General features: G+C 40.6%; 14 protein-coding genes and 1 pseudogene. 10 read left to right on the top strand and 5 right to left on the bottom strand.

The features are described from left to right. Both HWQ38_RS31565 and HWQ38_RS31560 read right to left on the bottom strand, forming a co-directional pair. Positions 1–2061, bottom strand: a 2061-nt coding sequence (locus tag HWQ38_RS31565; protein ID WP_292801717.1) for a tetratricopeptide repeat protein, incomplete at its 3' end; no start/stop codon positions are given. Positions 2062–2065: 4 nt separating this feature from the next. Further along, positions 2066–2527, bottom strand: a complete 462-nt coding sequence (locus HWQ38_RS31560; protein ID WP_292801715.1) for a hypothetical protein — start codon at positions 2525–2527, stop codon at positions 2066–2068. A 253-nt stretch (positions 2528–2780) separates the two neighbouring features. Between HWQ38_RS31560 and HWQ38_RS31555 the strand changes: the two genes are divergently transcribed. Beyond that, complete coding sequence (locus HWQ38_RS31555; protein ID WP_292801713.1) at positions 2781–3011, top strand: DUF433 domain-containing protein; 231 nt, start codon at positions 2781–2783, stop codon at positions 3009–3011. A 9-nt stretch (positions 3012–3020) separates the two neighbouring features. Continuing rightward, positions 3021–3383 (top strand): annotated as a pseudogene (locus tag HWQ38_RS31550) (DUF5615 family PIN-like protein). Positions 3384–3461: 78 nt separating this feature from the next. On the opposite strand, the gene HWQ38_RS31545 reads toward HWQ38_RS31550, so the two are convergent. Next, positions 3462–4403, bottom strand: a complete 942-nt coding sequence (locus tag HWQ38_RS31545) for a lysylphosphatidylglycerol synthase domain-containing protein (RefSeq protein ID WP_292801711.1) — start codon at positions 4401–4403, stop codon at positions 3462–3464. 282 nt (positions 4404–4685) lie between these two features. Between HWQ38_RS31545 and HWQ38_RS31540 the strand changes: the two genes are divergently transcribed. The 6 genes from HWQ38_RS31540 (at position 4686) to HWQ38_RS31515 (ending at position 13190) form a co-directional block, all read left to right on the top strand. Further along, positions 4686–5663, top strand: coding sequence for an alpha/beta hydrolase-fold protein (locus HWQ38_RS31540; RefSeq protein WP_292801709.1), 978 nt, complete (start codon positions 4686–4688; stop codon positions 5661–5663). A gap of 138 nt (positions 5664–5801) precedes the next feature. After that, complete coding sequence (locus HWQ38_RS31535) at positions 5802–6704, top strand: alpha/beta hydrolase-fold protein (RefSeq protein WP_292801707.1); 903 nt, start codon at positions 5802–5804, stop codon at positions 6702–6704. A gap of 90 nt (positions 6705–6794) precedes the next feature. Beyond that, on the top strand, positions 6795–8465 hold the full coding sequence (locus tag HWQ38_RS31530; RefSeq protein ID WP_292801705.1) for a phosphatidylglycerol lysyltransferase domain-containing protein: 1671 nt from the start codon (positions 6795–6797) through the stop codon (positions 8463–8465). A 635-nt stretch (positions 8466–9100) separates the two neighbouring features. Continuing rightward, positions 9101–10492: a hypothetical protein gene (locus HWQ38_RS31525; protein WP_292801703.1), complete on the top strand. Its 1392-nt coding sequence runs from the start codon at positions 9101–9103 to the stop codon at positions 10490–10492. A gap of 797 nt (positions 10493–11289) precedes the next feature. Beyond that, complete coding sequence (locus HWQ38_RS31520; RefSeq protein ID WP_292801701.1) at positions 11290–11565, top strand: DUF485 domain-containing protein; 276 nt, start codon at positions 11290–11292, stop codon at positions 11563–11565. 56 nt (positions 11566–11621) lie between these two features. After that, on the top strand, positions 11622–13190 hold the full coding sequence (locus HWQ38_RS31515; RefSeq protein ID WP_292801699.1) for a sodium/solute symporter: 1569 nt from the start codon (positions 11622–11624) through the stop codon (positions 13188–13190). 265 nt (positions 13191–13455) lie between these two features. Here the strand turns inward: HWQ38_RS31515 and HWQ38_RS31510 are convergent, their stop codons facing one another. After that, positions 13456–14298, bottom strand: a complete 843-nt coding sequence (locus HWQ38_RS31510; protein ID WP_292801697.1) for a tetratricopeptide repeat protein — start codon at positions 14296–14298, stop codon at positions 13456–13458. A gap of 227 nt (positions 14299–14525) precedes the next feature. Beyond that, positions 14526–15446, bottom strand: coding sequence for a ribonuclease D (locus tag HWQ38_RS31505; RefSeq protein WP_292801695.1), 921 nt, complete (start codon positions 15444–15446; stop codon positions 14526–14528). A 435-nt stretch (positions 15447–15881) separates the two neighbouring features. Between HWQ38_RS31505 and HWQ38_RS31500 the strand changes: the two genes are divergently transcribed. After that, positions 15882–16343, top strand: a complete 462-nt coding sequence (locus HWQ38_RS31500; protein WP_292801693.1) for a BON domain-containing protein — start codon at positions 15882–15884, stop codon at positions 16341–16343. Positions 16344–17514: 1171 nt separating this feature from the next. Beyond that, positions 17515–18015, top strand: coding sequence for a helix-turn-helix domain-containing protein (locus tag HWQ38_RS31495; protein WP_292801691.1), 501 nt, complete (start codon positions 17515–17517; stop codon positions 18013–18015). Positions 18016–18114 lie beyond the last annotated feature (99 nt).

Below are 18114 nucleotides of genomic sequence, written 5' to 3'. Positions count from 1 at the left end.
TGGATGTTCTTCTGGCAGCAGCTTGCGCCTGAGTGCTAAAGCTTGGATGTGAAGGGGTTCGGCTTCGCTGTATCTGCCTTGGGAATCGTAGAGTACAGCTAGGTTGTTGAGGCTTTGGGCGAAATCTAGATGTTCTTCGCCCAGCAGGTTACGTGTCAGTGCCAAAGCTTGGATGTAAAGGGGTTCAGCTTCGCTGTATCTGCCTTGGGAGTAGTAGAGTAACGCTAGGTTATTGAGGCTAGAAGCGACATCTACATGTTCTTCTGGCAGCAGCTGGCGCCTGAGTGCCAAAGCTTGCATGTGAAGGGGTTCAGCTTCGCTGTATCTGCCTTGGTAGTCGTAGAGTAACGCTAGGTTATTGAGGCTAGAAGCGACATCTGGATGTTCTTCTGGCAGCAGCTTGCGCCTGAGTGCTAAAGCTTGGATGTGAAGGGGTTCGGCTTCGCTGTATCTGCCTTGGTAATCGTAGAGTACAGCTAGGTTGTTGAGGCTAGTGGCGACATCTGGATGTTCTTCTGGCAGCAGCTTGCGCCTGAGTGCCAAAGCTTGGATGAAAAGGGGTTCGGCTTCGCTGTATCTGCCTTGGGAGTAATAGAGTAACGCTAGGTTGTTGAGGCTAGCGGCGACATCTGGATGTTCATCTCCCAAGCGCATTATAGTGACTTCTAGACATTGTTCATACCAGGGTAAAGCTTGGTTATATAAACCTTGACCATAATAAAATTTAGCGTTGCCGACGAAAGGCCAAGGTAAATCATCATTGCTGAGGTATTGAATGAGATGATTCGCTACTTCAGCTATATGAGGAATGGCGGGAGAAACGGCGGTGATTTGGTCAAGAGTGGGCGAGTCAGAAATCTTCTTGGCATCTGCTACCATTACCCGACAAAGCGATCGCTTTAATTCTTCCACTTGATTAAACTCAGCTTGCTTAAGTTGAAAAAATTCCCGAATGAGTTGATGTAGTTGGTAGCTATCCTCACCTTGAAGCAGATGCAAACTCTCTAACTCAACTCTGCTATCTTCCAACTGTCCAGTATCTTTCCCCGTTTCTACATTTTCTACCAATGTCCAGGGAATAGGAGCTAAAGCAAATAAACTCAATAAAACACCTAACTCCTTGGCATCATCATTTAATTCTTCCCAACTTAACTCAAAAGCAGCAGCAACACCTCGTTTAACATTCAGCGTCCAAGTGCGGTCATTTTCATCCCGTGCTAAAGATTCATGAGTTAACTTTTTTTCTTCTAACCGCCGCAACATTTCTGCTAAAGAGATTCTCCGCTTTTTCACATACCTCCCCACCAAATTCAGCGCCAAAGGCAAACAACCTAAACGCTGACAGATTTCTTTGGCATCTTCTAATTCCTGTGCGATTTTTTCTGCTCCCACCCACTCTTGTAAAAGTTCCAGTGCTGCGGACTCACTTAAAACATCTAGAGTAAATGACTGGGAAAAATCTAATTGTAACCTGGTAGTAATTAGCAGCTTAAACCGGGGTGATTGTGGTGGTAAATATTCTTCTACTTTGGCGAAATCGTTGACATCATCCAGCACTACCAACACATCTCCATCGTGCCAGCGTGACCAACAGAAATCAACTTGCTTTGGTAAATCCCAATCTTCTGGTGGTTTTAGTCCTAACTTGGGTATGGCAAACTGCAATATCTGAAGCCCAATATCTTCATCTCTAGCGCGTAACCAACAGATACCACCGGGGTAAGTGTTGAGTAGCAGGTGAATCAGTGCATACTGAGTTGCTAACTCTGTTTTCCCGACTCCTCCCATACCCTCAATAGCAGCAATCACCACTTGAGAACTGTGTTGTAGCCTTTCGTGCAGATTTACTAAAGTCTCAGCACGTCCGACAAACTTGACTATGCTACCACGAGGAATATTTTGAGGAACTTCTTTAGGCTTAAAAGATTCGTGCTGATAAATAAAGACCAGCAAATTGTCGATTATTGTTTGGGTAATATTGCCTGTAGTCAGATTGCCGCCTACTTGTACATTCTGAAGAATGCTCTGGAGAATTTCTTCTGGGCTGCGATTTTCACTCATGCTTTTAAGCCTTAATGTTCACATTACCAAGGTCAAGATCGTCGCCAAATTGAGAATCAACCACCGCTTCTTGATTCACTGAACCGTCTCTTGTTGCTGCCAAATCTATATCGCCGACTTTAGCCTTACCTTTTACCTCAACTCCCTTGAGAACAATTTGATTAATCGTTTCGTTTGATTTAAGTTGCGTCATTAATTCTTGTAACCGATTGGCAAAGGCTTCATCTTCCTGCATTTGCGTTTCCAATTCATCTTGGAACTTTGCGGTATTCTTCTCTATAGGATTTTCTTGCGCTCGTGTCAGTAGTCCTTCAGTTCCCGCAGTTTGGAACTTTTCACGAATAGCACTCAAGAGTTGAGCAACTTTTTCTGAAATACCTTTTCCTAAAACTTTCCCACCTTCTTTGAGGGCTTCTGAGAAAATAAGAGTTGCGATCGCAGCCGCCGTCAGTGTTACAGGTTCCATAATAATAAAATAGTTGATTTCACTGGGAGATACAAATGCACTTGTGTCTATTTCGGAAATATATCACACACATTTAGTCCATATCCCGCCATGCAATCAATTGCAAGACTAATACATTCACCACAACATAAAGGCGGTAGCTACGACCATCGTAGACATCGCTTGTGGGTTTAAAATCAAAAATAGAGCGATAGGCTTTACAATATCACCATTGCACCTCAGAACGAGCAAAAAGATTTTGGAGTGATAATTTATGTTAGGTCTGGAGAGAATTACATTTGACCCTAGCATTATGGCTGGACAAGCTTGCATTCGCGGGATGCGGATTCCAGTTTCTTTAGTGGTAAATTTGGTAGCTCATGGAAAGCCTATAGAAGGAATTTTAGAAGAATATCCTGATTTAGAAGCAGAAGATATTCGTCAATCTCTTCTTTATGCAGCGTGGTTGACTCAAGAACGGGTTTATACCTTCAAAAGTGCTTAACAAGTAATAATGAGGTTTTTGGCAGATATGGGAATTTCACTATGCACTGTAACTTGGTTGCGTGGTGCTGGTTATGATGTGGTGCATTTGCGCGATGAAGGTTTGTAAAGACTACCAGATGACGAGATTTTAATTAAAGCCCGTGCAGAAGGAAGAATTTTATTAACTATAGATTTAGATTTTGCCCAACTTTTAGCCCTGAGTGGGGATAGTTTACCCAGTGTGATTTTGTTTAGGTTGAGGAACGAAAATTATGATGCAATTAATGAACGGTTTAGGCAAGTTTTGAGTGAATGTCAGAAAGATTTAGAGTTAGGGACAATTATTTCTGTAACTAATGAAACTTTCCGAGTGAGGCGATTGCCTATATAAATAAAATGAGATTGGTGTTAAATGTGAGTTAGCGATCGTGCAGCCTTTGGTTAGACTAAACCTAACTTCACAGCTTATTCATTTTTGGAAATTCCCTATTCTAAATTTAATTTCATATATTCCCAGCAAACCTGCTGCTAATAGCAAAGGTAAAAAGTAGTATATTCCCCGATAAACTAGCATTGATCCCAAAACTGCCGCCGCCGAAACTTTATCAGAGAGAATCAGCAAAATTATAGTTTCAAATACTCCCAAACCACCGGGGACATTACTAACAACACCTGCAAACATCGCTAATAAATAGATTCCCAAAAAGTCTAGATAGGACAAAGATATATTAGTAGGAAGCACAACATAAAGAACCGCCGCCGCCAGAATCCAGTCAAAACTAGAAATTGCGATTTGAGCCAGGGATATTTTCAAAGTAGGAAATCGAAACTCTTGTCCCCGAATTATTAATGGTTGTTGAATAAAAATACTTCCTAATAAATAGGTAGCAACTAATAACAGAAAAATCACGCCGATGGGACGCACGGTGGCAAAAGGTAGATGTAATTGAGTGGGAATTTTGAGGGGGTTGATGATAAACAACAAACCTGCAACGGCAAACATCCCCAACCAGAAGGTAAAATTGGCGAAAGCAATTACTTGAGCGATCGCTCCTGCTGACACTCCCCAACTAGAGTAAAATCGATAACGGATAGCACTGCCAGTCAGCAAAGCAAAACCGATGGTATTACTAAATGCAGAGCTAATAAAGCTGGTTAGAGCAATCTTATTCCAACTTAGGGAACGATTAATGTAGCTAAAACCTAAGATATCGTACCCAACCATCACTAGATAGCCCAAGGCTGTCAGCCAAACTGCCCAACTTAAGCGACTTTTGGGGATAGCAGCTAGAGAGTTGAGGATATCACGATAATTATACTCATGCAATTCCTTAGCGATCGCCCACACAGAAAGCACCAGCAGCGACAAACCGAACAGCGTGCTAAATTTGAGTCGCAACTTTTTAAGCATTTTAAATGACTCCTGAATTCTGACTCCTGTAGGACTTACACATCAAGTACGAAATGTAGGGGCAATACCCTGCGGTCAGCTAAAGCTACATGAATTGCCCCTACAGTAAATTAAGGCTTTTACTGCCTTTTTGCGTAAGTCCTGACTTCTGACTCCTGAATTCTTCTTCAATAGCAGTCGCAAAGTTTCCATCAGGTTGACACATAATTGACATATCATTTGCATAAGCTTTTGAAGATAAACACCAGCTACAAAGTTTTTTTTATAGTAATAACTCAATAAATGAACTACAAAAAATCTAAAATTCTCTTGCTAGTTTCCGTATTAACTCTAGTTGGCTGTAATTACAGTCAAAGTGTAACAGCAAAACCACCTCAACAGCAGGATTTACAAACAACGCCTTCCCTTATTTCAACCCAGCCCAATACTAGCGATTTAGTTACTCCTCTAACTTACAAGGTTGAAACCTACAAGAGTCAAGTAATGGGCGCAAGTCGTACCTACGGCGTTTCTTTACCACCGGGCTATAAGCAAAATCTAAAACAAAGTTATCCTGTAATCTTTCTCCTCCACGGTGGACATGGTTATCCCACTGATTGGTTTATTCAGAACAAGGGAGAAGCTCTTAAGACTGTAGAACAACTTTATACTACAGGTAAGTTGCCACCCAGCATCATCATTACACCAGATGGCAACGACAAACGTGGCTCTAGTCCCTACTGGGACCCCCAATATATCGATGGACCTAACGGCAAAGTCTCCACAGCCGTGGGGGATGAGTTAGTAAAAGTTGTGCAAAGCCGTTATCGGACACTAACTAATCCAGATTTTTGGGCGATAGGTGGTTTATCTTCTGGCGGTTGGGGAGCAATGAATGTGGGATTACACAACCTGGATCATTTCTCCATTTTATTTAGTCATAGTGGTTATTTTCAGGATAAAAGCGGCCCGAAGAATAGCCCAATAACTTATATCAAAACCATTTCCACACCAGCTAAAAAAAGATTGCGGATATACCTAGATTCAGGTAAATCAGATATTGAAGAAATCGGCGAAGCCAAAGGATTTACTGAAGTCCTAAACAATCTCAAGATTTATAATTCGTTTCGTCAGTTTCCTGGGAGTCACACTTGGCAATACTGGCGTGAACACTTAGCGGATTCTTTGACATTTGTGGGAAAACAATTTAGAGCTTCTGAGATAGCTCATAGAGATGAGAATTTAGGTTTTAATCGTAGTAAAAATACTCGAACTTATTAGAACTTTCACTGTAAATAAGGCGATTTTGCCAAAACGTTGACCAATGGATGTCAACGTGCAAAACTTTGCTGCAATTTTTCAGCAGATTAACTATAGTAAGTTCTAATGGAGGTGATTTTTTTTAACCGCTAAAAGAATATGAAGATTTCTAAATTTTTAATTAGCTTAGTAGGAGCGATCGCACTCCTGACGACCGCCGGTTATTATTATGTATTCATCTTAGGTGCGCCACAACTAGACCCGCCCCCAGAAGAGGCAGATACTGGGCTAAAGTTTCAATTAGCAACCTTCAACTCCCAAGCAATGGGTGCAGTCCGTAACTACGGTGTGATTTTGCCCCCTGGCTATAACAAAAATCAGCAAAAGCGCTATCCTGTGATATTCTTATTGCACGGTGGTCATGATGATGCTCGTGCTTACGCTGATAAATACGCACTTTTAGACGTACTGCATCAACTTTATCAAAGTGGAAAATTACCGCCCTCGATTGTGATTACACCTGATGGTAATGATAATCGCGGTTCTAGTCCTTTGTATGATCCTGATTATTTTGATGGGCCGAATGGCAAAGTGGGGACTTTGATAGGTTCAGAATTAGTACAAGTTGTCAAGTCGCGCTACCGCACTTTGGAAGAACCCCAGTTTTGGGCGCTGGGAGGTCTGTCTTCTGGGGGATGGGGGGCTTTTAATATTGGGTTACGCCATGTTAACAACTTCCACATTCTGTTTAGCCATAGCGGTTATTTTACCGATAATAGTGGTTCACAAAATAGTCCCCAACAAATCGTGCAACAGCTACCAGCTGAAGATAGAAAGCAATTGCGTGTTTACCTAGATGCGGGTCTGAACGATACCAATTTGCTAGCTTCTACCAAAACCTTCAACGAAACCTTAAATAAATTAGGCATTGCTCACGTATTTTATGCATTTCCTGGAGGTCATGGTTTGTCTGGTGCAGATATAGGCTGGAACTACTTTCACAAACATCTCAAAGATTCGCTATTCTATGTAGGAGAACAGTTTAAAAAAGTTAAGAGTTAGGAGTGGAGAGTTAGGAGTTAGGAGTTAAGAGTTTTAACGCCAAAACAAATGACTAATGACAAATGACTAATGACAAATGACTAATGACAAATGACTAATAATTTAAAAACTCAGATTGGGCTTTGGAGTGCAGCTTTCCTTACAGGTTTAGTCGGAGTAGTAAATTTGTTGTCAGCAGTGACACCTAACCTGTATGGGCGAAATCACTGGTTGAAGGAATTTTTACCATTTGAAATTCGTGCCAGTGGTCATATATTTGCAGCGTTGACTGGGTTTGTTTTACTAGCACTTGCTACTAACTTATTACGCCGAAAAAGAATCGCTTGGTTACTGACAATTACTTTACTAGTGATTTCCATTTTCAGCCACTTGCTGAAGGGATTGGACTATGAAGAAAGTCTACTCTCTGGAGTTTTACTGCTGCAATTAATTTTGATGCGCCATTTTTTCACAGCGCAATCAGACCGTCCTTCGATCGCACGGGGAGTTCGAGCGCTGATCGGTGCTTTACTATTTACCCTGGCATACGGAACTATTGGATTTTACTTGTTAGACGGCAAGTTTTCCGAGAATTTCAATTGGCGGGAAGCGATAGTTCAGACTTTAGCGATGTTCTTCACCGCAGATAATTGGGGATTGCAACCAAAGAGCCGATTTGGAGATTTCTTTGCTAATTCTATCTATATTATTGCCGCAGTTACTATTACTTATGCAATGGTAATGCTGTTGCAACCTGTGTTTTGGCGGAATCTGGCAACTACACATGAGCGGCAAAAAGCTAAACAAATTGTCGAGCAATATGGATGTTCTTCTTTAGCAGCGTTCACACTCTTAAATGATAAAAGTTATTATTTCAGTCCTTCGGGTAATAGTGTAATTGCTTATGTTCCTAAAGGACGGGGCGCGATCGCTTTAGGAGATCCCATCGGGCCGATTGAAGACCGCAAAGAGACAATTGTTGCTTTCTGGCAGTTTTGCCAGCGTAATGACTGGTATCCTGGTTTTTACCAAACTATGCCCGATGATGTTGAGCTTTACAAGTCGTTGGGGTTTAAAGTACTCAAGATTGGAGAAGAAGCGATCGTTGATCTAAAAAGTTTTACGTTACAAGGTAAAGCCGGTAAAAACTTTAGACCATCAATTAGTCGTTTAACTAAGCTAGGATACCAAATCGAGTTTTACCAACCACCCATCGCCAATGATTTATTGCACCAGCTCAAATCTGTAAGTGATGAATGGCTGAAGATGGTACAAGGTTCGGAAAAACACTTTTCTTTGGGTTGGTTTGAGGAAGCTTACCTGCGAGAGTGTGAGATTGCTGTGGTGCATAATCCTGAAGGTCAAATCAGTGCCTTTGCCAACATTCTCCGGGAGTACCAACTCAACGAAGCCACTATTGACATGATGCGACATCGTGCGTCCCTCGAAAATGGCACAATGGACTTTCTATTTATTTCCCTGCTTCAACATTTTAAAGAGGGTGGCTACGACAGCTTTAATTTCGGTCTTTCTGCCCTTGCGGGAGTTGGAGACAACCCAGAATCACGCCGCTTGGAGAAAATATTGCACTATCTTTATGGGCATTTGAATCGTTTCTACAATTTCAAGGGACTGCACGCCTACAGAGAGAAGTTCCGTCCCCGTTGGGAACCACGTTATTTGGTTTACCCCAGTTTAACCGCCTTACCTGATGTAGTTGTAGCATTGATTCGCGCAGATTCAGGCGATCGCCTCTTCGATTATTTCAAACCTGGAGCTTAAAATAATTCGTAATTCATAATTCAGTTTTGTAACGGGGATTTTACCCCGACACAACGCTATGCCTACACAACTTGGCATAGTTATGATACAATTGTACTATAAAGAAAATATCCGGTGAGTATGCAACGCGAAGTTTGGCAAGTGATGCCCAAAGTTTGTAATAATTGAACGCCTATAGTAGTTCGTTGGTGAATGCAATTATGATCGCACAATATTTGTGTGGCCTATGTCAATTTTAGGATATATTTGACATCAAATTTTTATGTGTTTGTGCTTCAATTATGCACGGTTGTAACAGCTTATTTTGGAAGAATAATCGACTTCAGGGACTTCCAAAAATATCCCAAAACTGATGCAAAAATCCTCTCTATTTCTCTTCTCTCTGTGTTAAGCTGTCGCGCATTTAATTTGCACAACTAGGGCGGGCAAGATGCCCACCCCACAAGAGATTCATTTTTTTGAGGATGCAAATTAAAAGATTTTTAGCTTACACCAGTTGCTACAACGGGGGGAACCCCCGCAACGCACTGGCTTCTCTGCGTCTGGAGCGGTTCGTTTCTTTGGATAATTTATTTCTTGGAAGTCCGTCAGTAACCGTAGCTTGAAAAGATTCTTGACCTTTATAAGGTGGCAATATGACAAATAATCAAATTTCTCTGGTAGAACTAATCCAAATTTTTGCAGAATATCGCCACAATATTATTATCAATATCAAACACCTGCAAGAACATTATCAAAGAACAGGTATCAAGCGTGTTAAAGGTGTTAGAAACGAAAACGGGGAACTGCTTCAACCTTGGTTGAGAACAGAATATATGGATAATGCTGAGTATGTTGGTATGGGGGAGTTTCAGTTTAACCGCAATACTGCTACTATCAATATGCTTATCAAACGTAAAGTCAAACTTGCCAAATTTCAAGACCAAACCCCCACTCTTGAAGTAGCAGGTTTGTTGGTAAATGACCTGAATAGCTTTAATAACTACACGATTGTAAGTGACGGCAAAATCAATATAAAGTCGTTACAAGTTAAAATTAGTAGTAAAAAACTCTTTGACTTGCTCAAAGAAAAAGGCATACTTGATGTAGAAGAATTTAACTTCAATGCTGAATATTCCATCCAGTTAGATAACTTGCCGCTTGTAGCTGCTAATAGTTGTTATAGCAGTATTGATAGACTATTTAATGAACTAGCAGAAATTAAAGTACTGACTAGTATTATTTGCGCTCACTTGAAAAAAGAGTCAGATGTATTTATAGCGGCACAGTTAGATGAGTTTCAAAAGCACTATCTGTCTAAGAATATTTATATCAACTTTCCCACAACCAACGAATACACTGATATCCATGAAGCTTTAATTAATGGAACTCTTGACTCAAGATTGAGCTATAAAATCGACATCGGTAGTCAAGATGTTCTGAATCTCAGTAAGTTACCCTCGGCTAATAAGTTTCTGAATAGAATGTATCGTCTTTATGACAAAGAAACTGGAGAAATTATCATGAAGGCGAGTTTTCAAATGGCATTTGATGAGAATCTCGCTGTTAGGCCCAGGTTACTGTCATCACGCACCAAGATTACGAAAGTTGACGAGTTGATGAAACCAATTTTTGATGATTTTCTTGGGCTTGAACAAAATGGCATTGTTGCAGGTATTCTTAAGAAAGTTGGTGCTGATAGCTTGGCGCAGTTATTGCAGGATAAACAAACTGGTCAGCAGATTAGCAAAGAGGAAATGGTTGCAGCTTTAACGATGGCAAATAAGAAGCTAGAACAATATGCAGAAAATATCTATCAAGATCAGATATCTCCCTTGGTATTTTATATTGGTTGTACTGGACTATTGCCAGATAAAATGGAAGCAAAAGCCATGACTGCTGAAGAAGCTGCTGCTAAATACCCCGATTTGCAATTTTATAAAGATGAGCAAGAAGGTACTTTTTTTGCAATCGGTGATAGTATGATCAGCATCTATGCAAAAACTGAATATTACAGCAAACTTACTTCTGTCTGTATTGACAATTAGATTGCATAGCAATTCTAATTTTTGCCCAATTTTGTACAGTGTGTTAGCGCACAGAATACGACCAGAGCTATTTCATTCTAGACAGAAACCGCCCAGAACTGAAGTTCAGAGGCTCATAGCTAAAGTCCGTTTTAACGGACTATAACCTTTTGTTAGTCGTCTTTAGACGACTTTCGCTATTAGACTCAGAATTCATTCTGAGGCGGACTAGATGAGAATGAAATAGCCCTGAGAGTAGGACACCATCTTGAACTGTTGCGATCCGTTACACGTTCCGTCTAGCGCACCCTACAATTAATGGATCATGGGTTGCCTAAAATACAGCTAGAGCTTGGACGAATTGCAGACGAAATTGAACTTGTGGGTGATGACATCAAAACAATAATACTACCTATAATCTGTAAAGATATTAACAAAAAAATATTGTAGTAAATTATTTTTAAATCTTTATTAATAATTTGTAAATAGCGCTCTACAAAGGAAGAATAACCTGCAATTCCCACAGATCCAAAGCTTCCAATAATCAATAATCTCATCAATAACTCAATCGGAAGAAGTAAACGGCGATCGCTCCACAGATAGATGAGCTTTAGTTGTGTCTAACTGCATCTATAGTTTCATGTTTCTCTGACTCAAAATAGAGCCGCTATTGTCTGATCAATTTGGTATATCACTAAGCATAAGTTAATTTTATTACCTGAAATAGCAATAGATTTACTAATAATCTTTAAGAAAATTAGGCAGAAATCAACTTCAATGAGACAATCTGACCTAATCTTCTCAACCTAAAGTAAGACATGAGCGATCGCACAAAGGCTCTCCAGGCTCTCGCGGCTGAACGTTGGCGGGTATCCCTAATTCTCAGTGGAGCCATGATGTTTATTTACTTTGGCTTTATCCTATTAATCGCGTTCAATAAGCCCCTGCTAGGGTCATTAGTAGTTCCTGGTCTCAGCTTGGGAATTTTACTAGGGGCGCTGGTAATTGTCTCAGCATGGGTATTAATTTTTATCTACGTGCGTTGGGCTAATAACAGTTACGACGACCAAATCGCCAGGCTGACACGCAAGTAAATTAGCTATTAGCAATTTCTAGCCCCAAATCCAAATTATCAAACCCAAAATTAAGCATGAATAGTGTATGGTTCGATCTGCCACTAGCGGCGGATATTAGCAGTCTGGGTAAGTTTAACCCGTTAGCGATCGCTTTCTTTTTCCTGTTTGTTGCAAGTTCTTTAGGCATTACTTTTTGGGCGGCAAAGCTCACCAAAAATACGGCACAGTTCTATACAGCTGGCGGTAAAATTAGCGGTTTCCAAAATGGGCTGGCCTTGGCGGGAGACTTCATGAGTGCAGCTAGCTTTTTAGGTATCGCTGGGCTGGTGGCACTCAACGGCTTTGACGGCTTAATTTATTCTATCGGCTTCCTGGTGGGCTGGCCGATTGTCATGTTCCTAATTGCCGAACCACTACGCAACTTAGGTAAATACACTTTTGCTGATGTAGTGGCTTATCGCTTGCAACAAAAACCTGTACGTATCGCATCGGCGATTGGAACGCTGGTAGTAATTAGCTTTTACTTAATTGCCCAGATGGTAGGCGCTGGTGAATTAATCAAACTATTGTTTGGCTTTGATTATGAATTAGCTGTGGTTATCGTCGGTTGCGTGATGATGGCTTATGTGATTTTTGGCGGGATGATTGCCACCACTTGGGTACAAATTATCAAAGCAGTTTTGTTGCTCGGTGGAACGATTTTACTAGCTATCTTGGTACTGGCACGATTTGGCTTTAACCCGATCGCTCTTTTTGCGGCTGCATCCCAGAAGTATACAGGTGTATTAGCTCCAGGCAAACTGGTTTCTGACCCCTTGGATGCTATCTCTTTGGGGATGTCCTTGATGTTCGGCACTGCTGGACTACCGCACATCTTGATGCGTTTCTACACAGTACCCGATGCCAAAGCCGCGCGGCTCTCTGTTACTTATGCTACAGCTATTATTGGCGTTTTTTATCTCCTTACCTTCATTCTGGGCTTTGGAGCGATGGTGCTAGTAGGTCAAGATGCGATCAAGCAAATTGGTACTGGTGGTAATATGGCTGCACCAATGTTAGCAGAATTTCTCGGTGGTGATGCTTTCTTAGGCTTTATTTCGGCTGTTTCCTTTGCAACTATTTTGGCGGTAGTGGCGGGGTTGACGCTCTCAGGTGCGGCTGCATTGTCCCACGATTTATGGGTGAACGTGGTGCGTTCAGGTCATGCCGACGAGTCAGAACAGCTGAAAGTGGCTCGTGGTGCGACAATGCTTTTGGGGTTAGTGGCGATATTGCTGGGTATTTTGTTTAAAGGGCAAAACGTCGCTTATATGGTAGGTTTAGCATTTGCGATCGCAGCTAGTGCAAACTTCCCAGCGTTGCTCTTATCAATGCTTTGGCGACGCTTCACCACCAACGGGGCGGTTGCGAGTATGTTAGTAGGTACTGTCTCCTCTTTAGTGCTGATTTATTTGTCACCTACTATTCAAGTAACGATTCTCAAGCACGCTTGGGCACCTTTTCCATTGAAAAATCCTGGATTAATTAGTATACCACTGGCATTTATTGTGGCGATCGTCGTTTCATTATTGAGTACTGAACAGGAGGCGCAGGAAAAATTTGCGGAAGTTGAGGATCGCATTCATATTGGTTCTGGGATGTGATTTTGTCAACGCACAAATAAGTTTAAATTTAAGTCAGGGCGAATGGAATTCGCGGCTATACAAACAAAGTCCGCCTGCGCGGACGAAGAGAAAATTAAGGTTTTTTAACCCACGGAGGTGGGTTTTGCTTGTGTAGACGCGGTTTCTAACCGCCCTTTTACTAAGCAAAAATTGAGGTTTTTTTAACCCACGTTCGCCCTTGGCGTTCCGCAGGAAAGGTGGGTTTTACCTGTGTAGACGCGGTTTCTAACCGCCCTTTTCATGCCTACTGTCCAAGTTCTTTGATGTTATTCATCACTTGTTGATATAAATCGTTATTACCTTGACTTTGAAAAATGCTTGCTGCTTGTTGTAAGTCTTTAAGCGCTCCCTGTTTGTCTCCATTGGTGACGCGGGCATTTCCGCGGTTATTGTAGGCAGGGGCAAAGCTAGGATTGAGGCGAATGGCTTGATTGTAATCTGCGATCGCCCCCTGTGGATCTCCATTGGCAGCACGAGCATTTCCTCGATTATTATAGGCGATCGCATATTTGGGGTTGAGGATAATTGCTTGATTAAGATCATCTATTGCCCCTTTTTTGTCTCCATTGGTGGCGCGGGCATTCGCCCGATTATTGTAGGCTTCGGCATAGTTAGGATTAAGGCGAATCGCTTCACTGTAATCTTTGACTGCTTCTCTGTTGCTTCCCAGTGAGGCGCGAGCATTTCCTAAGTTATTGTAGGCTTCAGCGTCATCAGGGTTGATCCGAAGTGCTTGATTGTAATCTGCGATCGCTTTGTCCTTGTCTCCCAAATCAAAGTAGGCTAATCCCCGACCGTTGTAGGCAGCGCCATATTGAGAATTTTGATTAATTGCCTTACTATAGGAAGCGATCGCGGCTTGCAAGTCGCCGTTTAAATGCTGATCCTTTCCTTGAATATAGAATTTCCCACCAATGGATGTTGTCGCTGAACGACGGCTAGGTGGACTAACTCCTATTTCTGTTACCAATACATTCTCATTCTTACTGCAAGAAACACTACTAATTGCGGTCAATGTACTAAAAATAGCTATGGTAAATAAAGTATTTACCCTTGTTCGCTTTTGCCCAAATAAACGCCGTCTCATAAGTTAATATAAACTGCCATAACGCCGGAAGGAGATTATTACCAAAATCTAGATTTTAATTCTTTCACTCAATAATTATTCTAACTTTTGATACAACTGTAAAGTGAATTGACAAATTTACCTGATATTCAATAGCTTTATTTAATGGTTATTTGTCAAAGCAATTATCAACTATCAAGTATCAAACTTGCGAGATAAATTCTGATATTTGTAGCCTGATGAACAATTTACTCATCCTCAGTTTCACTCTCTTGAGTTTTGGAATTTAGCTGCCAATAGGTAGTTTTCTCAATATCTACAGACAGATGTTCCAGATTTTGCCCTAAATCTTTTTGGAGTTTCTGAGTTAGTGTAATCGGAAAATCTAAATTAATACCTTGAGTTTGTGCTAGCCTTGCCAACTCCATAAAAGTAGCTTTGATAGTAGTGCGTTCAGAACTAGTCAGCTTATAATTAGAAGTTTCCGATATATTCTGAGCTTGCATAGCTTTTTTCATGCGTTCTTCTAAATGCTCATATTCGGAATTCAACAACTTCGATTGCTGCTGAAGTTGTGAGTATCTCCTACTTAGTGATATTAAGTCTTCCGTTGCAGAGTCAGGGTTAGCTTTGGCTTGTAATCCTAACAAATTTAAGTGGATTTGAGCAAGATAAATACAATCTAAGTAAGCATACTCTATCTGTTCTTCAGTCAGGGGACGTTTTGCCCAATCGCTTTTTTGTTCTTGTTTGTCGATATTGTTAAAGCTACAAAGTGCTGTAGCTATGGTCTTGAGTTGGTAGTTGGGTAATGGTAAAAGATAGTAGGGAATTTTTTTTGCTATTTCCAAAGTGCAAGTAATATTTTTTGCTTTCTTGTTACCGAGAAACTTTAGATCATAACTAGCGTTGTGAAAAACTTTTTCAATTGCAGAATTTATCATAATTTCATCAATAAATTCAGCTATAATTTTAGGCTGATCTAGGACATCTAAAAGGTAGACGCGATCGCCACTCATATCTTGAGGATCATCTAATATCTGAATCAGCGATAGTCGCGGATTACGACTTTTATAGTCAGCCACTTCTGTATCTATCCACAGCGTTTTAGCGTTGGTATATTCAGCAACAAGGGCACGAATTTCGGCGGCAGAAGTAAGGTACGGCATTGGCTAATATTTCCTGATATTTAGGGCATTGTAAGCAAGCCATAGTTTTCTAAAGTAACATTTTGTTAGTAATTTTGCTGGCACAGTATTGCAAAAACACTGAAGTTTTGAGTTGCCGTAGCTACGCCCATCGTAGACATCGCCAAACAGACTCAAATCTGATAACATCAAGTCACCACTGTAGGATGGCACAGTCCTCAGCATCTACGTTAAATTTATAGAAAGCTACATCCTGGTTAGCAGCCGTCAGGAAAATTGAATTGGCATTTCTCAAAACTGGCCGAAAAATCTTAGCTTCAAGAAATCGTCCAAGTTTCAATTTTCAGTAACCTGAGTGCAAGCTTTGGGTAGATTTACTGCTTCACATTTGATTTTTTTTTAACATCTGCTCCTCACCATGACACACACTTCAAGAACTCAATTCGGAGATAGATAATGAAAAACCTAATTCCCTTACTAGTTAGCAGCATTTTGGTAGTTGGTACTTTTGGCTGTCAAGAGGCTCCTAAAACTGGTTCGGAAACTCCTAACACTACTAATGAAGCCGCTCAAGCACCAGCAACACCAGCTTCTCAAATAAATCAAACTACTACCAACATCCCAGGAAAAGAAACTAGTCCTTCAGTAGCTAGCACAGACACCAAAGTTAAAACCGATGCTGAAAAACCAGCAGCAACAAAAGCCAAGGGCGACTTAAAAACCGAAGTTAGCAAAAAGTTGAATAAAGGCTTACCAGGCAATAAGTTACAAGTTGAAAACAAAGAAGGTGAAATTATTCTCAAAGGCACAGCAGGTTCTGTTAAAGAACTTCAGAAAGCCGAAACCTTGGCTAAAGAAGTCCAAGGTGTGAAGACAGTGAAGGTGGAAGCAAAAGTTGAAGCTGTGAAAAAGTCATAAAAGCATAACTGAAACTGTCAGTTACAGTAGTTTTCATTTAATTCAACCACATATCTTGTAGGGGCACAGCAATGCTCATACGTGTCAACTTAACCTGAAAGCCAGTCTATAAGCAGCTTTTAAGATTGTCTCGTTAAGAGTCTCCGACTCTTAATGCTCGTCCTTGAGGGCTGCCGCCTCAAGACTTGCGGCAGAGCCGCAACGAGCAGCATTTTTAGCCTCTGGCTGGAAACGAGGTTTTAAAAGGGTTTTGGCTTAAGTTGACACTAATGAGCTTTTTCTGTGCCCCTACCGCGTGGCCTATTTAAGAAGAAAATTACTGTAACATCGGACTAGCTAAATCAGCTAACATCATCATGAAAGATAAACAGGATTTACTCTTTCCTCTTTTAAGTTGAACCTGATAAAGAGGAGCAACATTTTCATTCAGCAGCTACTTGAGACTAACCTTCCTATGCTTTTTCCATCACTTCTCTTTCAGCTTTCAGTTTCCCTAAGTAGGAAAGGTAGGACAAATTTTTCGTACATTTTAAATATGCATCAAATAAACTGTTCATACTGTTTTTCCAATGGGTATTAAATATATTTTTGTCTCAAGCAAGAATCTGGTTACCTAAAATATAAATTTTATATAAAGTCGAGAAAACACATGCCCTCTTAGAGATAATCAAGGCAAAGTTTCTGAGACGATTTAAATAAAAAGAAGTGTGACTGTATATCTTTTCCGGCTCATTCAAGTAGAAACTAGCGTAAAAATCATTTTTAAAGTTTCGATGAATGACCGTAAGAATACGAATAATCTAATAATTTTAATGATACAGTTTTTTTATTATCAACCTAACATAAACCAAAACAACGCCAACAAATTATTTTCATCATAGCCATAAGCTACAGCGTCTGGCTATCCAATCTCTATACCCATACAGGCTAAGGGTGTCCTTTTTTGTGTGCCTAACTTTTTACAAAAATTCATTACCGATGATCAATTCCAAATATTAACAATGTTCTCAAGCTAATACTTCGCGTATAACAGCCATCAGGCTAAACTTCGGCATACTTAATAGTTGTTATTGAGTTTAGCAATATATTATTAAATACCTGCCGTAGTAGATATAGAAGTGTGAATAGACATAACAATGCCAAAAGTTGACTGTGTTAAAGGTTATCGTTTATGGGATGCCGATTGAAAGTCTTTCTAAATAAAGAAGAAAAGCTAACTTTAGAAGAGTTAAGAAAAGCCAAAGATGTTCCTCAACGTACTAAAGATCGAGCTCAAGTTTTACTGCTTAATGCTCGCGGCTTAAAAAACGAGCAGATTGCTAAAGGCTTAAACTGGGCAATTTCAACAGTACGTCAAACCCTTCATCGCTGGGAAAAGATGGGTTTAGCAGGTCTCTGGGATGCTCCTGGCCGAGGAGGAAAACCCAGATATTCCGAATCAGATTTGGTTTATCTAGAAAATTGTTTAGCTCAAGAGCCACAGACTTATAACTCTAAACAACTGGCAAAAAAACTGGCATCTGAGCGTCAAGTAAGCTTGAGTGCAGATCGATTACGACGGGTACTTAAAAAAAGAGGAAGGAGGTTTGGAAACCCACGCACTCAACCCCAGAAACAGAATAAACCTGTTGCAAAAATACTTGAACCGCCAGGGAATCAAGCCCCTGGTTAATAGCAAAACTCCCTTTAAACCGATTAAAAATACTGTCATTAGTTGCTTTAAACCGACTAGAACTATAAGAAAAGGGCTTACGCAAAAAAGTTCCGAAGT

The sequence above is a fragment of the Nostoc sp. NMS7 genome (genome assembly GCF_017115085.1).
Lineage (GTDB): Bacteria > Cyanobacteriota > Cyanobacteriia > Cyanobacteriales > Nostocaceae > Nostoc.
This window is presented reverse-complemented; position numbering and strand designations above follow the sequence as displayed.

What these genes read in the sequence shown, in the direction of transcription:
- HWQ38_RS31530 (WP_292801705.1), top strand. Translation starts at nt 6,795, where the DNA reads ATGACTAATAATTTAAAAACTCAGATTGGGCTTTGGAGTGCAGCTTTC.
- HWQ38_RS31560 (WP_292801715.1), bottom strand. Translation starts at nt 2,527, where the DNA reads ATGGAACCTGTAACACTGACGGCGGCTGCGATCGCAACTCTTATTTTC.
- HWQ38_RS31525 (WP_292801703.1), top strand. Translation starts at nt 9,101, where the DNA reads ATGACAAATAATCAAATTTCTCTGGTAGAACTAATCCAAATTTTTGCA.
- HWQ38_RS31535 (WP_292801707.1), top strand. Translation starts at nt 5,802, where the DNA reads ATGAAGATTTCTAAATTTTTAATTAGCTTAGTAGGAGCGATCGCACTC.
- HWQ38_RS31515 (WP_292801699.1), top strand. Translation starts at nt 11,622, where the DNA reads ATGAATAGTGTATGGTTCGATCTGCCACTAGCGGCGGATATTAGCAGT.
- HWQ38_RS31555 (WP_292801713.1), top strand. Translation starts at nt 2,781, where the DNA reads ATGTTAGGTCTGGAGAGAATTACATTTGACCCTAGCATTATGGCTGGA.
- HWQ38_RS31500 (WP_292801693.1), top strand. Translation starts at nt 15,882, where the DNA reads ATGAAAAACCTAATTCCCTTACTAGTTAGCAGCATTTTGGTAGTTGGT.
- HWQ38_RS31540 (WP_292801709.1), top strand. Translation starts at nt 4,686, where the DNA reads ATGAACTACAAAAAATCTAAAATTCTCTTGCTAGTTTCCGTATTAACT.
- HWQ38_RS31545 (WP_292801711.1), bottom strand. Translation starts at nt 4,403, where the DNA reads ATGCTTAAAAAGTTGCGACTCAAATTTAGCACGCTGTTCGGTTTGTCG.
- HWQ38_RS31510 (WP_292801697.1), bottom strand. Translation starts at nt 14,298, where the DNA reads ATGAGACGGCGTTTATTTGGGCAAAAGCGAACAAGGGTAAATACTTTA.
- HWQ38_RS31505 (WP_292801695.1), bottom strand. Translation starts at nt 15,446, where the DNA reads ATGCCGTACCTTACTTCTGCCGCCGAAATTCGTGCCCTTGTTGCTGAA.
- HWQ38_RS31495 (WP_292801691.1), top strand. Translation starts at nt 17,515, where the DNA reads ATGGGATGCCGATTGAAAGTCTTTCTAAATAAAGAAGAAAAGCTAACT.
- HWQ38_RS31520 (WP_292801701.1), top strand. Translation starts at nt 11,290, where the DNA reads ATGAGCGATCGCACAAAGGCTCTCCAGGCTCTCGCGGCTGAACGTTGG.